Genomic DNA, 18593 nt, shown 5'->3' with positions numbered 1-18593 from the left:
GATGTTGAAATCCTTTATTTACAAGCGCAACAAGCTATGGTTTTATATTGACCACGGTGCCGGCTTACTTGGCAATCACGCGCACCATTTCCAGGCACTTGTTGGAGTAGCCCCATTCGTTGTCGTACCAGGCCACGACTTTCAGGAAGGTTTTGTCCAGGGCAATGCCGGCTTCAGCGTCGAACACGCTGGTGCAGCTTTCGCCACGGAAGTCGGTGGCCACCACTTTGTCTTCGGTGTAGGCCAACACGCCTTTCAAAGCGCCTTCGGACTGGGCTTTCATTTCAGCGCAGATGTCTTTGTAGTCGGCTTCTTTTTCCAGCTCGACGGTCAAATCGACCACCGAAACGTCGGAGGTGGGCACGCGGAAGCTCATGCCGGTGAGCTTTTTGTTCAGCGCCGGAATCACCACGCCCACCGCCTTGGCCGCGCCAGTGCTGCTGGGGATGATGTTTTCCAGAATGCCACGGCCACCGCGCCAGTCTTTGTTGCTGGGGCCGTCCACGGTTTTTTGCGTGGCGGTCGCTGCGTGCACGGTGGTCATCAGGCCGCGCTTGATGCCCCACTTGTCGTTCAGCACCTTGGCCACGGGGGCCAGGCAGTTGGTGGTGCAGCTGGCGTTGGAGACGATGTCCTGGCCGGCGTACTCGGCGTGGTTCACGCCAAAGACGAACATGGGGGTGCTGTCCTTGGAGGGGGCCGACATCAGCACCTTTTTGGCACCGGCAGCAATGTGCTTGCGGGCGCTGGCATCGTCCAGGAACAGGCCGGTGGCTTCAATCACCACGTCGGCACCGACTTCGCCCCACTTCAGATTGGCCGGGTCGCGCTCTTGCGTCAGGCGGATGGTTTTGCCATTCACCACCAGGTTGCCATCCTTGACGGCCACATCGCCCTTGAAGCGGCCATGCACGCTGTCGTACTTGAGCATGTAGGCCAGGTAGTCGGGCTCCAGCAGGTCGTTGATGCCGACCACTTCGATGTCCGAGAAGTTCTGCACGCACGCGCGGAACACCATGCGGCCAATGCGGCCAAAACCGTTGATACCAATCTTGATAGCCATAGTTGCCTCTACTTTCTGGATAAATGGCGAGAGAAAAAAAAACTTAAGCCAGCACTTGCTTGACGGTGGCCGCCACGTTGGCGGCGGTAAAGCCAAAGTGCTCGAACAGCACCGGCGCGGGGGCCGAGTCACCAAAGCGGTCGATGCCAACGACGGCACTGACGCCGTATTTCCACCAGCCATCGCTGCTGCCCATTTCCACGGCAATGCGTGGGATGTCGTCGGGCAGCACGGCCGCTTGCACTTCGTCGCTTTGGCGGTCGAACACGCTGGTGCTGGGCATGGAGACTACGCGCACGGCGATGTTCTCGGCCGCCAGCAGTTGCTGCGCCTGCAACGCCAGCTGCACTTCCGAGCCGGTGGCAATGATCACGGCCTGCGCTGCGCCGCCTTCGGGCTCGGACAGCACATAGGCACCGTTGGCGATCTGGTCCAGGGCGGCTTCGCTCTTGGCCAGGTAGGGCAGGTTTTGGCGCGACAGCAAGAGCGCGGTGGGGCGGTTGGCCTGGGCCAGGGCCAGCGTCCAGGCCACGGCGGTTTCGGCGGTGTCGGCGGGTCGCCACACGTCCAGGCCCGGAATCAGGCGCAGGCTGGCGGCGTGCTCGATGGGCTGGTGCGTGGGGCCGTCTTCGCCCAGGCCAATCGAGTCGTGCGTGAGCACATGGATGACGCGCTGGCGCATCAGCGCGGCCATGCGGATGGCGTTGCGGCTGTAGTCGCTGAACGTCATGAAGGTGCCGCCGTAGGGGATGTAGCCACCGTGCAGGGTGATGCCGTTCATGATGGCGGCCATGCCAAATTCGCGCACGCCGTAGTTGATGTGGCGGCCAATCTGGCCGTCTTCGGTTTTCACCACGTTGCCCTTGTCATCCACGCGCAGGGCGGGGGTGCCCTTGGTGTTGGTGAGGTTGGAGCCGGTCAGGTCGGCACTGCCACCCAGCAGCTCGGGCAGGGCGGCGGTCAGGCCTTCCAGCGCCAGCTGGCTGGCTTTGCGCGTGGCCACGGTGGCGGCTTCATCGTGCGCCTGCGAGGCAATTTGCGCGGCAATTTCAGCAAAGTTGGCGGGCAGCTCGCCGCGCATGCGGCGGGTGAAGGCAGCGGCCTGCTCAGGGTAGGCGGCGCTGTAGGCGGCAAAGCGCTCGTTCCAGGCGGCTTCGCGCTGGGCACCGGCGGCCTTGGCATCCCAATCGGCGTACACCTCGGCGGGGATTTCAAATGGGCCATGGCTCCAGCCCAGGGCAGCACGGGTCAGGGCGATTTCATCGGCCCCCAGCGGCTCGCCGTGCGCCTTGGCGGTGCCAGCGCGGTTGGGCGAGCCAAAGCCGATGCTGGTGCGGCAGCAGATCAGCGTGGGTTTGTCGCCGCTTTGCTTGGCCTGGGCAATGGCGGCGCTGACGGCGGCGGTGTTGTGACCATCCACGGCGCGGATCACGTTCCAGCCATAGGCCTCGAAGCGGGCGGGGGTGTCGTCGCCAAACCAGGGGGTGACCTGGCCGTCGATGCTGATGCCGTTGTCGTCCCACAGGGCGATCAGTTTGTTCAGCTTCCAGGCACCGGCCAGGGCGCAGGCCTCGTGGCTGATGCCTTCCATCAGGCAGCCATCGCCCAAAAAGACGTAGGTGTGGTGATCGACGATGCTGTGGCCGTCGCGGTTGAACTCCGCGGCCAGCAGCTTTTCAGCCAGCGCCATGCCCACGGCATTGGTAATGCCCTGGCCCAGCGGGCCGGTGGTGGTTTCCACGCCGGGGGTGTGGCCCACTTCGGGGTGGCCGGCGGTTTTGCTGCCCAGCTGGCGGAAGTTTTTCAGCTCTTCAATGGGCAGGGCGTAACCCGTCAGGTGCAAGAGTGCGTAAATCAGCATCGAGCCGTGGCCGTTGGACAGCACAAAGCGGTCGCGGTTGGCCCACTGCGGGTTGGCCGGGTTGTGCTGCAGATGCTGGCCCCACAGCGCCACGGCCATGTCGGCCATGCCCATGGGGGCACCGGGGTGGCCGGATTTGGCTTGTTGAACAGCGTCCATAGCCAAGGCGCGGATCGCGTTGGCCATCGTCTGGGTGTTTGCCATGGGAGAAAAGCTCCGAGTGGATGGAAGTGAATGGAGAGAAAACCCCGGATTTTAACGGCGCAAAGCCCTCGGGTTTCCACGTGGTTACAGAGCCCAGGTTCTTGGGGGTAGTAAGTGAGGATACTGGGCAACCACTACATTCACGGCTCTTGCCGTATCCATTGCTTTGTTCCTTGCTGGTATGACTCCTTCTTTTTCCTCGCCGGCGGCCATGCTGCTGGCCGCCGGCCGCGGTGAGCGCATGCGCCCGCTGACCGACCACACCCCAAAACCCCTGCTGCCCGTGCAGGGCCGAGCGCTGCTGGATTGGCACATCGCCGCGCTGCTGCGCGATGGCGTGGCGCAGGTGCTGATCAATACCGCCTGGCTGGGCGCACACATTCCGCAGCACCTGGATGCCACTTGGCGCGGCAGCCCGCTGCAATTGCGCTATTCGCATGAGCAGGACGATTTTGGCCATGCCCTGGAAACCGCGGGCGGCATTGCCCGCGCCCTGCCCCAGTTGCCGCCGGTGTTCTGGCTGGCCGCGGGCGATGTGTTTGTGCCAGACTTTGTGTTTGACCCGGCCGCCCATGCCGCCTTTGCCGCCAGCGACGATCTGGCCCACCTGTGGCTGGTGCCCAACCCAGCGCACAACCCGCAGGGCGACTTTGGCCTGGCCGCTGGCCGGGCGCTCAACCTTCCTGCCGACAGCCCCATGCCGCGCTACACCTACAGCACCATTGGGCTGTTCAAAGCGGCACTGTTTAGCGCCCCGTGGTGTGCGCTGGCCCCCGGCAACCCCACCGGCCAGGCCGCCCCCCTGGCCCCACTGCTGCGCCGCGCCATGGATGCCGGGCGGGTGGGGGCCAGCCTCTACACCGGCCGCTGGACCGATGTGGGCACGCCCCAGCGCTGGGCCGAGTTGCAACAATAGGCGCAAAATTTTCACCCCTCTTTGCCCCCTCTTCTGCACACTTTTGCGCATTCCTGCGCACAACGGACTTCACCATGACGCACTCCCCCCTCAACCCCAGCCAGGCGCTGGCGCAAGTGAGCCACCAGTGGGACCGCAGCATCCTGCCCCAGCTCAAGGACTACATTGCCATTCCCGCCAAATCGCCCATGTTTGCGCCCGACTGGCAGCAGCAAGGCCTGCTCGACCAAGTGGTGCGCAACGCCGCCCAGTGGGTGGAGGCGCAAAAGGTGGCGGGCCTGAAGCTAGAAATTTTGCGCCTGCCGGGGCGCACGCCGCTGTTGTTTTTTGAAGTGGCGGGCACGCAAGAGAACGCCGCCAGCCGTCCCACGGTGCTGATGTATGGCCACCTCGATAAGCAGCCCGAGTTTGACGGCTGGCGCCGCGATCTGGGGCCGTGGACCCCTGTGCTCGAGGGCGACAAACTCTACGGCCGGGGCGGCGCAGACGATGGCTACGCCATTTACGCCAGCATTGCCGCCATCCAGGCGCTGAAAAGCCAGAACACGCCGCACCCGCGCATCGTCGGCCTGATTGAAACCAGCGAGGAAAGCGGCTCGGGCGACCTGCTGCCCTATATCGACGCACTCCAACCCCAGCTGGGCGATATCGGCCTGGTGATCTGCCTGGACAGCGGCGCGGGCAACTACGACCAGCTGTGGCTGACCACCAGCCTGCGCGGCATGGCCAGCGGCACCCTCAAAGTGCAAATCCTGACCGAAGGTGTGCACTCGGGCGATGCCTCGGGCGTGGTGCCCTCGTCGTTTCGCATCCTGCGCCAGGTGCTGGACCGGCTGGAGGACAGCGCCACCGGCCGCATCCTGCCCGCCAGCTTTCACTGCACCATCCCCACCGAGCGCGTGCAGCAGGCGCAGGCCACTGCCGCCATTTTGGGCAACACCACCTGGAACACCTTCCCCTGGGCGCAGCACGATTGCGGCAGTGGCAGCCCCCGTTTTGCCCTGCCCATGACGGACGACCCCGCCCAGGCGCTGCTCCAACGCACCTGGCATCCCACCCTGTCCGTCACCGGTGCCGAAGGCCTGCCCGCCCTGCGCGATGCGGGCAATGTGCTGCGGCCCTACACGGCGTTTCAACTGAGCCTGCGCCTGCCGCCGCTGGCCGATGCCGCCACCTGTGTGGAAGAACTCAAAACCCTGCTGGAAGACAACGCGCCCTACCACGCCAAAGTCACCTTTGAAGGGGCCTCAAGCGCCAACGGCTGGAACGCCCCCGGCATGGCCCCGTGGTTTGAAACCGCCCTGCACGCCGCCAGCCGCGCCCACTTTGGCGCCGACTGCGGCTACATCGGCCAAGGCGGCACGATTCCGCTGATGAACATGCTCAGCCAAGGCTTTCCTAAAGCGCAAATGATGGTCTGCGGCGTGCTCGGCCCCAAAAGCAACGCCCACGGCCCGAACGAGTTTTTGCATGTGCCCTATGCGAAAAAGCTGACCGCCGCCGTGGCGCAGGTGGTGGCGGCCATGGCAGCCAACGCGGCAGCCACAGCCACGGGGTAAAGCAGCAAAGCTTTAAAAAAGAAAGCACCTTGCGCAGGTGCTTTCTTGATTTTTGGCGTTAAACCCGTGAAAACGTTTTATTTAAAGCGGTAGCAGCTCTTGGTTTTTTACAAATACGAATAAAAACACCGAAACGCCACGCCCTGCTCAGCCCAGAAATCGGCCGCATCCTGAAAGCAATCGAGCAATTGCTCGCGCACGGTTTTGTCAAACTTGGCGGTGACGGGCAGTTGGTCCAGCACCACGACAAAGCCCGGCTGCTGGCAAGCGCGGGCCAGGGGGGTGGTCAGGCAGTCGTACAGGGCATCAAAGTTTTTGCCAAAGTAGGCGGGCAGGTGAAATTCCTGGCCAATCAGCTCCAGGGCCTCGGCCTTGGTGTCGATGTGGGCCAGGTTGGCATACAGAAAATGCTGGCCGCTGGCCTGCGCGGCGGCTTGCAAGTCGGGCACGCGAAAGGCGCGGATGGACTGCACCACCTGGGGTGGGAGGTTGCTCAGTAAATGGGCGGTATCAGCAGTCATGGCAGGGGTGGGCTTAAGGGGTGATGCGGGCAAAACTGGCGTAGTGGTCGGCGGTGTAGTAGCAGGCATCGGGCCGGGTGGCTTGCCAGCCGCCGCAGACGATGCGCCGCGCCCCCCGGCTGCGTTCGCGCGGGGTTTTGACGGTGTATTCGCGGTAGTAGCCGCGTTTTTCGGCCGGCAACAGGCGCTCGCGGTTGCCAAAGATGCTGCCGTCTTTGTCGTAGGGAAAGGGGCCACCGTTGTGGATGCGCTCATAGGTGGTGCGGGCCTGCACGGGCAGCTGGGCCAGGCTGACTTGACTGGCCGTTTGGTCGGCGCAGGCGGTGTGCAACACGCTGGCTGCCAGCGCGGCCGCCACCAGCCGCCAGCGGCGGGGTGCTACAAGGTTTGCAGTACGCTGCGCAAGTGAAATAAGAGATTTCACAGATAAAGGCTTAAAAGTAAGGTGAAGTGTGCGCGAGCAGCTCTTAAAAACAAACTCGCGCCCAGGTTGTGCCAGCAAGGTTTAGCGCGGATTAGCGCCCCACGTTGGCATCGGCCACGGTCAGCGCGGTCATGTTCACGATGCGGCGCACGGTGGCGCTGGGGGTGAGGATGTGTACCGGGCGGTTGGCCCCCAGCAGCACCGGGCCGATGGCGATGCCGCCGCCAGCGGCTTGCTTGAGCAGGTTGTAGCTGATGTTGGCCGCGTCGATGTTGGGCATGACCAGCAGGTTGGCATCGCCCTCCAAGGTGCTGCGCGGCATGAGGGCGCGGCGGGCATCGCCATCCAGGGCGACATCGCCGTGCATCTCGCCATCGACTTCCAGCCACGGGGCTTTGCTGCGCAGCAGCGCCAGGGTTTGGCTCATTTTGACGGCGCTGGGCTGGGTGCTGGAGCCAAAGTTGCTGTGCGAGAGCAGGGCCACCTTGGGCTTGATGCCAAAGCGGCGCACCTCTTCGGCGGCCATGATGGTGATCTCGGCCAGCAGCTCGGCGCTGGGGTCGTAATTGACGTGGGTATCGACGATGAACACCTGGCGCTCGGGCAGCAGCAGGCAGTTCATGCAGGCGTAGGTGTGCGCTGTGGGGCTGCGGCCAATGACCTGGTCGATGTACTGCAGGTGCAGCTGGGTGGTGCCCCAGGTGCCGCAGATCAGGCCATCGACTTCGCCCTTGTGCAGCAGCATGGAGCCGATCAGCGTCAGGCGGCGGCGCATTTCGATCTTGGCCATGGGGGCGGTCATGCCCTTGCGCTCGGTCATCTGGTGGTAGGTCTGCCAAAAGTCGTGGTAGCGCGCGTCGTGCTCGACATTGACCACGTCGTAATCGCGCCCTTCTTGCAGGCGCAGGCCGAATTTTTCGATGCGCTTGGCAATCACGCTGGGCCGGCCAATCAGGGTGGGGCGGGCGATGCGCTCGTCAATCACCACCTGGGCGGCGCGCAGCACGCGCTCTTCTTCGCCTTCGGCGAAGGCGACACGTTTTTTGGTCGCCTTTTTCGCGGCCATGACGATGGGTTTCATCATCGTGCCCGAGGCATAGACAAAGGTTTTGAGCTGCTCGCGGTAGGCGGCCATGTCGGCAATCGGGCGCTGGGCCACGCCGCATTCGGCCGCCGCTTGCGCCACGGCCGGTGCCACGATGAGCATCAGGCGCGGATCAAACGGTTTGGGAATCAGGTATTCGGGGCCAAAGCTCAGGGTGTGGCCAATGTAGGCGGCGGCCACTTCTTCGCTTTGCTCGGCCTTGGCCAAATCGGCAATGGCGTGAACGGCGGCCACTTCCATCTCTTTGGTGATGGTGGTGGCACCGCAGTCCAGCGCGCCCCGGAAGATGTAGGGGAAGCACAGGACGTTATTCACCTGGTTGGGGTAGTCGGTGCGGCCCGTGGCGATGATGGCATCGCTGCGCACGGCTTTGACATCCTCGGGCAGGATTTCGGGCGTGGGGTTGGCCAGGGCAAAGATGATGGGCTTGGCGGCCATGGTGGCCACCATCTCTTTTTTCAGCACATTGCCCGCCGACAGGCCCAGGAAGGCATCGGCCCCCTCAATCACCTGGGCCAGGGTGCGCAGCTCGGTTTTTTGGGCAAACAGGGCTTTGTCCTCGTCCATCAACTCGGCGCGGCCCTCATAGACCACACCGGCCAGGTCGGTGACAAAGACGTTTTCGCGCTTCAGGCCCAGCACCAGCAGCAAATTCAAGCAGGCCAAGGCCGCCGCACCGGCACCAGAGGCCACCAGTTTGACCTCCTCAATTTTTTTGCCCGCCACGCTCAAGGCATTGACCATGGCCGCCGCCACGGTGATGGCGGTACCGTGCTGGTCGTCGTGGAACACGGGGATGTTCAGGCGCTTGCGCAGCTCGCGCTCGACGTAAAAGCAGTCGGGCGCTTTGATGTCTTCGAGGTTGATGGCGCCAAAGGTGGGCTCCAGCGCGGCAATCACTTCCACCAGTTTTTGGGGGTCTTTTTCGTTGATTTCGATGTCAAACACATCAACCCCGGCGAACTTTTTGAACAGCACGGCCTTGCCCTCCATCACCGGCTTGGAGGCCAGCGCACCAATGTCGCCCAGGCCCAGCACGGCGGTGCCGTTGGAGATCACGCCCACCAGATTGCCCCGACTGGTGTAATTGAAGGCGGCGGCGGGGTCTTTCACGATTTCTTCGCACGGCGCAGCCACACCGGGGGAATACGCCAGCGCCAAATCGTGCTGGTTGGCCATGGGTTTGGTGGCCGCAATGGCCAATTTGCCGGGCTTGGGAAACTGGTGGTACTCCAGTGCGGACTGGCGCAACAGTGCTTTTTTATCAACCAGGGCGGGGGAGGTGGTGTTTTGGGGCATGGCAGGCGGGCGGTGTCTGCGCCTGGGACCATTGAGCACAGTCCAAGGCGCAGGCAAGTCAATGAAACAAAAACAGCTTGGCATTGTAGGCTGCTGCCCAAAGAAATGCCCTTGGGTAGGAGGCTTGCCCTTGAGAAAAATTACTGAAAAACGCCCGGTAGAACCAGCAGGTTCTAAGAACGTGTTCACAATCTCCTCGCGGGTGTGCAGTCGCGGCCTCGGGCGGTCTGCGGCGTTGCAAATCCTCGCCATAGCTACCGCTATGTCTGTGGTTTGCGCCTTGCAGCCCATCCCGATCCGCATCCCGCACCCCTTCGCGCGCAGATCGTGAACACGTTCTAAACAAAAAAAGAGCTATTAGCGCAGTAAATACAATAAAAATATCTATTAATGCACTAATTCAATGGTGTGGCTTGCGCAACATGCTCTTTATTTTTTCGATCCCATAATTTTTCGTGGAGAAAAAAGAACAGCATCTGCACCGTTGGCTCCAGCAAACTCAAGGTCATGGCCACCCACCAATTGCCGGTGACCACATAGGCCACCGCAATGGCCACGGTGATGTGCAGGCAGTAATAGCTCAAGGTTTTCAGCAGGGTGTGCCGGTGGCGGCGCAGCAAGGCGCTGATACCTGTCACGATGGGGGCGGTGGCAGTGGTGGCAGTGGTGGCAGTGGCGGTGTTCATGGCGATCTCCTCAAGGTGCTCAAATAATAATGATTCTTATTGACTGATGGATCTTTTTTCCCTATCTCCAAAATCTGCAAATTCGATTACGCTTGCCCAGTGCCTGTTTCTTTTGCTTCGCTCCCCACTTTCGCATGCCTGCTGACCTGCTTTTGCCTACCGTACCCTGGACACTTCGGCCCTTGACCCCCGCCGATGTGGACGATGTGATGCGCATTCAAGCGCAAACCTATGGTGCCCCATTTCAAGAGGACAAGGCGGTCTTTGCGCGGCGACTGGCCGCGCGGCACCAATGTTCGCTGGGTGTGCAGCGCACCACCGATGCCAGCCTGCTGGCCTATGCGGCAGCGTATTGGTCGGCACCGGGCCACATTACGCCGTTGAATGGTGATTTTGAGCTGCCGATTGCAGGCCCATCGTCCTTGTATTTGCACGATATTTCAGTGCTGCCCGCGCTGGCAGGGCAAAAAGTGGCCCACGCCTTGGTGGTGCACCTGATTGAATTAGCACGCTCCAAGCACATGACTTCTATGGGCCTGGTTGCCGTGCAAGGTTCGGCCCGGTTTTGGCAGCGCTATGGCTTTGCGGAACACAAAATCTCCGATCCAACGCAGCGCCAGCACCTGGCCAGCTACGGCACAGGGGCGCACTACATGGTGCGGCGCTTGTAGCGTGTGTTGTGAGCGCAGGTGCGCCATGCGCGCTGGCGCATAGCACAGCAAAAAGCCTGATCTGCATCAATGCTATCCTTGCTTTTTGCGACTTTTTCTGTTGCCCCCAGCGCCCCCTATGACCGCCGATGTCCCCACCCTGTTGTTGATGATCATTGTGACCTCGCTGGTAACTTCTGGGGCCTTGCTGGTACTCAACGGCAACCAGCGCAATGACGGTTTGCAGTATTGGGCCGGCGGCCTGCTGCTAAGCGCCTTGGCGCATGCACTGCTGCTGTTGTATGGGCGTATTCCGTACCTTCTGGCCATTGTGCTGGGCAACGCGCTGCTGTCCTCGGCCTTGGCCAGTTTTTGGCTGGCGGTGCGCCGCTTTCATGGCTTGGCACTGCATTGGGCCCGCACGCTGGCACTGCTTGCCGCCATCGCGCTACTCATGTGGCTGTTACAGCACCAGTTTGCCAGCCGCGTGGTCATCATGGGGCTGATCCTGGGCCTGCAGGCGGCGCTGGTGCTGTGGGTACTGCGCCAGCGCGCGTTGGGTGCAGAGCAGCAGCGCAGCCGGGGGGCGTTGCTGCTGGTCTGTGGACTGGGCCTGATTGTGCTGACCATGCTGCTGCGGGCCGGTGCGGCGCTGTTTTTCTCCCTCAACATTGCCAGCATCTTGCAAAGCAATTTGGTGCAAACGCTGACCTTCATGGTCTCGTTCTTGGCCACCTTGGTCAGCTCATTTGGCTTTGTGTTTATGGCCAAAGAGCGTGCCGATCAGGCCAACCTGCGCCTGGCCAGCCAAGACCCGCTGACCGGTGCCGCCAACCGCCGCGCCCTGATGCAAGCGCTGGAGACCGAGCTGGCCCGCGCCAGCCGCCAACACACGCCCCTGGCGCTGCTGATGGTGGACATCGACCACTTCAAGCGCGTCAATGACCACTACGGCCATTTGGCCGGCGACCACGTGCTGCGCCACATCGTCGGCGTGCTGCGCCAGCGCCTGCGTGCGTCCGATGTGCTGGGCCGCTACGGCGGTGAAGAATTCATGCTGCTGCTGCCCGACACCGACCTGCACGGCGCGGCGCAACTGGCCGAGCAACTGCGCCAAGCCGTGCAAGCCGCGCCCTGCGAATGGCAAGGCCAGCGCATCCCATTTACGGTCAGCATTGGCGTGGCCGCCAGCGCCGACACGCCGGCCGACCCCAGCCGCACCAGTGAGGCCCTGCTGCAAGCGGCCGACCAAGCGCTGTACCGCGCCAAAGACGATGGACGCAACCGGGTCGCGCTGGCTTAGCCGCGCCCCACCGTCTTGCCCTGGCCACACCAGATGCAAGGGCGGCACGCCAAACAATTTCTGCATTTTTCAGCGGCCTGGGGGTTGGACTGCCGATAATGCCCGGTTATGCCTGATCGCTGGAAACCCAATGTCACGGTGGCGGCCATTGTGCAGCGGCACGACCGCTTTCTCTTGGTCGAAGAGCACACCCGCGACGGTCTGCGCCTGAACACCCCGGCCGGCCACCTAGACCCTGCCGAAACCCCGCAGCAAGCCTGCGTGCGCGAGGTGCTGGAAGAGGCCGCTTACGACTTCACCCCCACCGCGCTGGTTGGCGTGTACATGAACCGCTTTGTGCGCACCCGCACCGGCGCAGACATTACCTATTTGCGCTTTGCCTTCACCGGCGACCTGGGCCAGCACCATGCCCAGCAGCGGCTGGACGAGGGCATTGTGCGCACCGTCTGGCTCACCTACGAAGAGCTGCAAGCCAGCGCCCACCTGCACCGCAGCCCCGTGGTGCTGCAAAGCATTGGCGACTACCTGGCCGGTCAGCGCTTTGACCTGAACCTGATCCAAGCCGATGCCAGCATTTTTAGCCCGCCTTCGGCCATGGCGGTGCCGCTCTGAGGGGGGGGCGGCCTGGTGCTGATACGCTACAAACAATAAAGCGCCTACCGCAGGCGCTTTATTATTTTTAAGGTATTTTTTAGTTCAAAGCCATACTGAGCTTGCGGCGGTAGCTATTGATAAGCTGAGTCACGGTGTCTTGCTGGGCGGCATTTTTGCCCGGCAGCTCGATGCCACCGGCGGTTTTTCCGGGCACGGCATCTTGCTTTTTCGGCTTGGGCGGGGTGAGCAATTCCAAAATGGCGATGAACAGCTTGCGCGCGGCCTGCTCGTTCCAGGTTTTGTCGCGCAGGATGATTTCCAGCAACTCGTCCATGCTGTCGGTCCACTGCCCGGCCGCAGCCAGCAGCTGGGCCTTGGCAAAGCGGGTGTCAAAGTCACGCTTGTTGTGCTCAATGGCGGCATCAAACTGCGCCAGCGGCCAGTCGGCGCGGGGGTCGGTTTGGGCAAAGGCCACACACTGCAGCCATTCTTGCAAGGCGGCAAAGCGCAGCGGCTGAGGGATGCGCTTGAGCGGCTCGTGCAGCAGTGCGCTGGCTTCTTCCAAGCCGCCGCTGGCGATCAAGAGGCGCACGTAGTCAAAGCGGGCATCGTCGTTGCTGGGATCGGCGGCCACGGCTTCGGCCAGTTTTTGCAGGGCGGCCTCGGTGTCGCCCTCCTGCATGAGCTGCTGGGCCTCTTGCGCATCGGCTTCGGCGTGCAAAGCGTCTTCGCTGGGCAGGTGTTTGTCCAAGAATTGGCGCACCTGACCCTCGGTTTGTGCGCCCATAAAGCCATCCACGGGCTGGCCGCCGACCATCAGCACACAGGTGGGCACGCTGCGCACGCCAAACATGGCGGCAATTTGCTGGTTGGCATCGACATCGACTTTCGCCAAGATAAAGCGCCCGCCGTAATCGGCCTCCAGCTTCTCCAGCACGGGCACCAGCGTTTTGCAGGGGCCGCACCAAGTGGCCCAAAAATCGACCAGCACCGGGGTGTGCATCGAGGCGGCGATCACCTCGGTTTCAAACGTCTCTAGCGTGATGTCAATCATTTTTTTACTCCTGGGGATGATGGCGGGATTCTCTCGGATATATCGAGGCACTGCGCCGTTTTGCCAGACACCGAGGCAAACATTCATAAAAAACGTAAAAAACTTGTAAAGCGCTGGAACTTCTGCCTTCATGCCCCACCTTATGCTGGGTAAGACCTCTGGTTTTGCGGACTTTTTCGCTGTGGGGCACGGCCATCGTCTTGAATGCCAAGCCTGGGGGTGTCTCTCCTCCCTCCCTCTCTTAAATTGCCCACGGGTTGCCCTGCAGCGTTTTTTTATTCTTGGCCCCAGCTTGTTTCGCGCAGGCTGGGGCCTTCGCTTTTCTGGGGTGGCATTTACAATCGCCGCCCATGAACCTGTCTGCCCTTACCGCCCTTTCTCCGCTGGACGGCCGCTACGCCGCCAAACTTGCCACCCTGCGCCCCATCATGAGCGAATACGGCTATATGCACCGCCGTGTTCAGGTGGAGGTGACGTGGTTCATCGCCCTGTCCGATGCCGGGCTGCCCGAATTTGCGCCGCTGTCCAGCGCGGCGCGTGATTTTTTGCTGGGCCTGGTGGCCAACTTCAGCGAGGCCGATGCCCAGGCCATCAAGGATGAAGAAAAGGTCACCAACCACGACGTAAAAGCCGTCGAGTACTGGATCAAAAAACAATTCAAAGGCCATGCCGAGCTGGAAAAAGCCGCCGAATTTGTCCACTTTGCCTGCACCAGCGAAGACATCAACAACACCAGCCACGCCCTGCAAATGCGCGCTGGGCGCGAGGTAGTGGTCAGCGGGCTGAACGCCATCACCACCAAGCTGCGCAGCATGGCGCACCAGTTTGCCGCCGTGCCCATGCTCAGCCGCACCCACGGCCAAACGGCCAGCCCCACCACCGTGGGCAAAGAGTTTGCCAACGTGTTTGTGCGCCTGAGCCAAGCCATCGAGCAGATCGAGGCCGTGCAAATCCTGGCCAAAATGAACGGCGCTGTGGGCAACTACAACGCCCACCTGAGCGCTTACCCCACGCACGATTGGGAGGCCTTCAGCCGCCATGTGGTGGAAAGCGCCGAACCCGTCGGCCTGGGCCTGACCTTCCAGCCCTATTCGATCCAGATCGAACCGCACGACTACATGGCCCAGGTGTTTGATGCTGTGGCCCGTGCCAACACCATCTTGATCGACCTGTCGCGCGACATCTGGGGCTACGTCAGCCTGGGCTACTTCAAGCAAAAGTTGAAGGACGGCGAAATTGGCTCTTCCACCATGCCGCACAAGGTCAATCCCATCGACTTTGAAAACGCCGAGGGCAACCTGGGTCTGGCCAACGCCGTGCTGCGCCACCTGGCCGAAAAACTGCCCATCAGCCGCTGGCAGCGCGACCTGACCGATTCGACCGTGCTGCGCAACATTGGCGTGGCGCTGGGCTACGCCACGCTGGCCTACAACTCGCTCATGACCGGGCTGAACAAGCTCGAACTCAACGAAGAGCGCCTGGCCGAAGACCTGGATGCCGCCTGGGAAGTGCTGGCCGAACCCATCCAAACCGTCATGCGCCGCTACGGTGTGGCCGGGGCCTACGAAAAGCTCAAAGAAGTCACCCGTGGCAAGAGCGTGCTGGCCGAGGATTTGCACCAACTCATCCGCAGCCTGGACATCCCCGAAGCCGACAAACAGCGCCTGCTGGCCATGACCCCGGCCAGCTACATCGGCAAAGCCACCGAGCTGGCCCAACGCGTTTGAAGCCCTATTTAATAGCTCCAACCGCTGATTAAATAATCATTTCAATCCATAAAGAGCTGCTAAACCAGGTATAGCCTGCGCTAGCAGCTCTTATTTTTTATATACCCCCACGCCTTATGGCCCTGAAATCCACCATCTTCAAAGCCAACCTGTCGATTGCCGACATCGACCACGGCTACTACGCCGACCACAACCTCACCCTGGCGCGCCACCCCAGCGAAACCGACGAACGCATGATGGTGCGGCTGGTGGCGCTGGCGCTGAACGCCTGGCAGTTGCAGGCGCTGTGCAACGGCGACGGCACGCTGGCCTTTGGCACGGGCCTGTCTGACCCGGACGATCCGGACGTCCACATCACCGACTTCACCGGCGCCAAGCGCCTGTGGATTGAAGTGGGCCAGCCCGAGGAAAAACCCCTGAGCAAAGCCTGCAGCAAAGCCGACCACGTGCTGCTCTACCCCTTTGGCCCGGCGGCCGAAGTGTGGTGGAAGGGCATGGAGGGCAAAGTGGCCCGCCAAAAAAAACTGGCCGTCTGGCGCATCCCGGCCGACACCGCGCAGGAACTGGCCGCCTTGGCGCAGCGCAGCATGCAGCTGCAAGCGACGATTCAAGAGGGCGAGCTGACCCTGTCCAGCGAGCAAGGCATGGCGGTTGTGGCACCGGTGCTGTGGAAGTAACCTGCCCGTAACCGGGCGGGGCTACGCTCTACAATACCGCGCAAAAATTTTTTCACTTTCTCTATCGAGCTGCCATGCACATCCTGCGTTTTTCCGACCTCTGCGCCCAGGGCCAAGCCCAAGGCAAGCGTGTATTTATCCGTGCCGACCTGAACGTGCCCCTGAACGATGCCGGCCAGATCACCGAAGACACGCGCGTGCGTGCCTCGGTGCCCGCCATTGAAATGGCGCTGAAAGCAGGCGCTGCCGTCATGGTCACCAGCCACCTGGGCCGCCCCACCGAAGGCGAGTTCAAAGCCGAAGACTCGCTGGCCCCCGTAGCCAAGCGCCTGTCCGAGCTGCTGGGCCGTGAAGTGCCCTTGGTGGCCAACTGGGTGGATGGTGTGCAAGTGCAACCTGGCCAAGTGGTGCTGCTGGAAAACTGCCGCGTGAACGTGGGCGAGAAAAAGAACAACGAGGCGCTGGCGAAAAAGCTGGCCGCGCTGTGCGACATCTTTGTGCACGATGCCTTTGGCACCGCCCACCGCGCCGAGGGCACGACCTACGGCATCGCCCAGTTCGCCCCCATCGCCTGCGCCGGCCCGCTGCTGTCGGCCGAGATCGACGCCATTCAAACCGCCCTGGCCAACCCGGCACGCCCGCTGGCAGCCATCGTGGCCGGTTCCAAGGTATCGACCAAACTGACCATCCTGCAAAGTCTGGCCAAAAACGTCGATCAACTGATTGTGGGTGGCGGCATTGCCAACACCTTCATGCTGGCGGCGGGCCTGAACATCGGCAAATCTTTGGCAGAACCCGATTTGGTCGGCGAGGCCAAAGCCGTCATCGCCGCCATGGCCGCGCGCGGTGCCGAGGTGCCGATTCCCACCGACGTGGTGACCGCCAAAACCTTTGCCGCCGATGCCGTGGCCACCGTGAAAAAAGCCACCGAAGTGGCCGACGACGACCTGATTTTGGATATTGGCCCCGAAACCGCCGCCAAACTGGCCGCGCAGCTCAAGGCGGCCGGCACCATCGTCTGGAACGGCCCGGTGGGCGTGTTCGAGTTCGACCAGTTTGCCGGTGGCACAAAAGCCATCGCCCAGGCGATTGCCGAGTCAAAAGCCTTCAGCATCGCCGGTGGTGGCGACACCTTGGCTGCCATTGCCAAATACGGCATCGAAGACAAGGTGGGCTACATCTCCACCGGCGGCGGTGCCTTCTTGGAAGTGCTGGAAGGCAAAACCCTGCCCGCGTTTGAAGTTTTGCAGAAACGCGCTGCAGGCTAACAACCACCTTGCATACACCCAAAAAAAGCCGCTTGTAATAACCAAGCGGCTTTTTGCATCTAAACCAGAAAAATGTTGTTTTGCAACGTCATTTGGCAACAGGATGTTTAGAAATTCTATTTTTTTGGATTGGACGTGCTAAAGGTCAAAAAACTGCCAGTATTTTCGATTTTGCAAAAACGTGCCCAGAGGTAAAAACTGCCTTGCCATCCTAAAAAAAGCCGCTTGCAATAGCCAGACGACTTTTTTAGCTGAGCCTAAGAAATGTTGTTTTGCAACGTCATTTCTCCGCAATATGCTTAGAAAGCCTATCCTTTTCCTAGAATAATAGCCAGCTTAATGCGTCGCCAGCCTAGCGCTGTGCACCTTCTTGCGGGCCATCAAACCATGCCCTGCATTCTTCAGGGCAGAAGCCCAATTTAGTACAAGGAAAATCTATGCGCTTATGGAAAAGCATTGGTCTTATGGCCTTGGTGGGCGGCAGCGCGACCGTCTTAACTGCCTGCGGTTCGGCACCCATTCCAGTGGCCACCAACTTTGACTACGCCACCCAACAAAAAGCCCGTTCGGCAGGGCATTGGGATGTCATGTCGCGTGACGTTGTCGTACAGAGTTTGCAGACACTTGAAGGTATCGGAATTCAGCGCAACACCCCTGTGTATGTTGCTCTGCCCAAGCAAGCCAGCGAATTTGATCAGGGTTTCCGAGAAATGCTGCTGACCAAGTTAGTGCAAAGCGGCGTAAGCGTGCTGGACAACAACCGCGGTGCTGATTTACAAATTTCTTATACCACCCAGGTGGTAGTTCATAAGAGCGATCGTCCCTACTTCATCCCCGGCCAGTTCACCATGCTGGCCGGCGGCTTAATGGCCGCATATGGTTTGCGCACGGAGCATTTAGATGTCAAATTGCTGGGCACGTTGGGCTTGGCCGGTGCTGCTGATTTTGCAGCCAGCGTCAATGCTGGCGGTCCCACCCACACGGAGGTAATTTTGACCACTTCAGTCAAGCGCGGCGATCAATATCTCGCCCGCAAAACCGATGTGTATTACCTAGAAGATGTCGATGCCCCGCTGTTCTGGAAGCAGGTGCCCGCTACTCGCTTTAACGTGGTGGATCGATAATGAAAAAACAAGCATTTTTGACAATTTTTCTGGCTGCTGCGCTCGCCGGTTGTGCAACCCAAACCGTGCAAAGCCCAGCCTACGTGGGTCCAACATATACCGCTGCGTCCAGCAACCCGTTTATCAATAGCAGCCGTGAAGCGGTGGATACCCTGATGAACGGATTTGATCCAGGATCACTGGGCAAGGCTCCGGTTCTGGTAGCCACAGTCGTCAATATCAACGACTTGAAAAACTCGGCCCCTTTAGGCAGGACGTTGGGTGAGATGTATGCATCTCAACTGGCCAACAAGGGCTTGAACGTCACGGAAATGAAACTGCGCGGCGATGTTTATGTGCGGGAAGGAACCGGGGAGTTGCTGCTGTCACGCGAAATTCGTGAAATTGCCGCACAACACGCTGCGGGGTTGGTTTTGGTAGGTACATATTCTCAAGCCAGCCAATACACCTATATCAGCATGAAACTGGTACGCACCACGGACAGTCGCATCATGCGCAGCCACGATTACGCGATTCCGAATGACATGGATGTGCGCCGCATGCTGAAATAATCAGCAG

Annotated in this window: 17 protein-coding genes; 10 read left to right on the top strand and 7 right to left on the bottom strand. The window is 61.1% G+C overall.

The genetic code is table 11. The features are described from left to right. Positions 1 to 64 precede the first annotated feature (64 nt). Positions 65 to 1063, bottom strand: a complete 999-nt coding sequence (gene gap, locus J1777_RS09355; protein WP_207575463.1) for a type I glyceraldehyde-3-phosphate dehydrogenase — start codon at positions 1061 to 1063, stop codon at positions 65 to 67. Between the two features lie 43 nt (positions 1064 to 1106). Continuing rightward, positions 1107 to 3128: a transketolase gene (gene tkt, locus J1777_RS09350; RefSeq protein ID WP_207575462.1), complete on the bottom strand. Its 2022-nt coding sequence runs from the start codon at positions 3126 to 3128 to the stop codon at positions 1107 to 1109. Between the two features lie 181 nt (positions 3129 to 3309). Here tkt and J1777_RS09345 point away from each other — a divergent pair, with 181 nt between their 5' ends. Further along, positions 3310 to 4044, top strand: a complete 735-nt coding sequence (locus J1777_RS09345) for a nucleotidyltransferase family protein (RefSeq protein ID WP_207575461.1) — start codon at positions 3310 to 3312, stop codon at positions 4042 to 4044. A 74-nt stretch (positions 4045 to 4118) separates the two neighbouring features. Next, positions 4119 to 5603 carry a M20 family metallopeptidase gene (locus J1777_RS09340; protein WP_207575460.1) on the top strand — a complete coding sequence of 495 codons (1485 nt, stop codon included), beginning with the start codon at positions 4119 to 4121 and terminating at the stop codon, positions 5601 to 5603. A 107-nt stretch (positions 5604 to 5710) separates the two neighbouring features. Here J1777_RS09340 and J1777_RS09335 read toward each other — a convergent pair whose 3' ends face one another. From J1777_RS09335 to J1777_RS09320, 4 genes are all read right to left on the bottom strand, one after another. Next, a complete protein-coding gene (locus tag J1777_RS09335) occupies positions 5711 to 6124 on the bottom strand; it encodes a barstar family protein (RefSeq protein ID WP_207575459.1) in 414 nt (137 codons plus the stop codon). Positions 6125 to 6137: 13 nt separating this feature from the next. Beyond that, entirely contained in the window at positions 6138 to 6458 is a 321-nt protein-coding gene (locus J1777_RS09330) for a guanyl-specific ribonuclease (RefSeq protein ID WP_341352954.1), read from the bottom strand. A gap of 181 nt (positions 6459 to 6639) precedes the next feature. Then, positions 6640 to 8952 (bottom strand): NADP-dependent malic enzyme, encoded by a 2313-nt coding sequence (locus J1777_RS09325; RefSeq protein WP_207575458.1) that lies wholly within the window; start codon positions 8950 to 8952, stop codon positions 6640 to 6642. A gap of 395 nt (positions 8953 to 9347) precedes the next feature. Continuing rightward, positions 9348 to 9590, bottom strand: a complete 243-nt coding sequence (locus J1777_RS09320) for a DUF2061 domain-containing protein (RefSeq protein WP_423220540.1) — start codon at positions 9588 to 9590, stop codon at positions 9348 to 9350. A gap of 200 nt (positions 9591 to 9790) precedes the next feature. Between J1777_RS09320 and J1777_RS09315 the strand changes: the two genes are divergently transcribed. The 3 genes from J1777_RS09315 (at position 9791) to J1777_RS09305 (ending at position 12203) form a co-directional block, all read left to right on the top strand. Next, positions 9791 to 10309: a GNAT family N-acetyltransferase gene (locus tag J1777_RS09315; RefSeq protein WP_207575456.1), complete on the top strand. Its 519-nt coding sequence runs from the start codon at positions 9791 to 9793 to the stop codon at positions 10307 to 10309. 118 nt (positions 10310 to 10427) lie between these two features. After that, entirely contained in the window at positions 10428 to 11591 is a 1164-nt protein-coding gene (locus J1777_RS09310) for a GGDEF domain-containing protein (RefSeq protein ID WP_207575455.1), read from the top strand. A gap of 108 nt (positions 11592 to 11699) precedes the next feature. Further along, complete coding sequence (locus J1777_RS09305; RefSeq protein ID WP_207575454.1) at positions 11700 to 12203, top strand: NUDIX hydrolase; 504 nt, start codon at positions 11700 to 11702, stop codon at positions 12201 to 12203. Between the two features lie 79 nt (positions 12204 to 12282). Here J1777_RS09305 and trxA read toward each other — a convergent pair whose 3' ends face one another. Continuing rightward, entirely contained in the window at positions 12283 to 13239 is a 957-nt protein-coding gene (gene trxA, locus J1777_RS09300; RefSeq protein ID WP_207575453.1) for a thioredoxin, read from the bottom strand. 350 nt (positions 13240 to 13589) lie between these two features. Between trxA and purB the strand changes: the two genes are divergently transcribed. The 5 genes from purB (at position 13590) to J1777_RS09275 (ending at position 18586) form a co-directional block, all read left to right on the top strand. Next, a complete protein-coding gene (gene purB, locus J1777_RS09295) occupies positions 13590 to 14966 on the top strand; it encodes an adenylosuccinate lyase (protein ID WP_207575452.1) in 1377 nt (458 codons plus the stop codon). 116 nt (positions 14967 to 15082) lie between these two features. Next, positions 15083 to 15643 carry a YaeQ family protein gene (locus tag J1777_RS09290; RefSeq protein ID WP_207575451.1) on the top strand — a complete coding sequence of 187 codons (561 nt, stop codon included), beginning with the start codon at positions 15083 to 15085 and terminating at the stop codon, positions 15641 to 15643. A gap of 74 nt (positions 15644 to 15717) precedes the next feature. Beyond that, entirely contained in the window at positions 15718 to 16911 is a 1194-nt protein-coding gene (locus tag J1777_RS09285; RefSeq protein ID WP_207575450.1) for a phosphoglycerate kinase, read from the top strand. Positions 16912 to 17348: 437 nt separating this feature from the next. Then, positions 17349 to 18035 (top strand): hypothetical protein, encoded by a 687-nt coding sequence (locus tag J1777_RS09280; protein WP_207575449.1) that lies wholly within the window; start codon positions 17349 to 17351, stop codon positions 18033 to 18035. After that, positions 18035 to 18586, top strand: a complete 552-nt coding sequence (locus J1777_RS09275) for a FlgO family outer membrane protein (RefSeq protein WP_207575448.1) — start codon at positions 18035 to 18037, stop codon at positions 18584 to 18586. The genes J1777_RS09280 and J1777_RS09275 overlap by 1 nt, the downstream gene beginning before the upstream one ends. Positions 18587 to 18593 lie beyond the last annotated feature (7 nt).

The sequence above is a fragment of the Comamonas denitrificans genome, from assembly GCF_017368815.1.
GTDB classification, from domain to species: domain Bacteria; phylum Pseudomonadota; class Gammaproteobacteria; order Burkholderiales; family Burkholderiaceae_C; genus Comamonas; species Comamonas denitrificans.
This window is presented reverse-complemented; position numbering and strand designations above follow the sequence as displayed.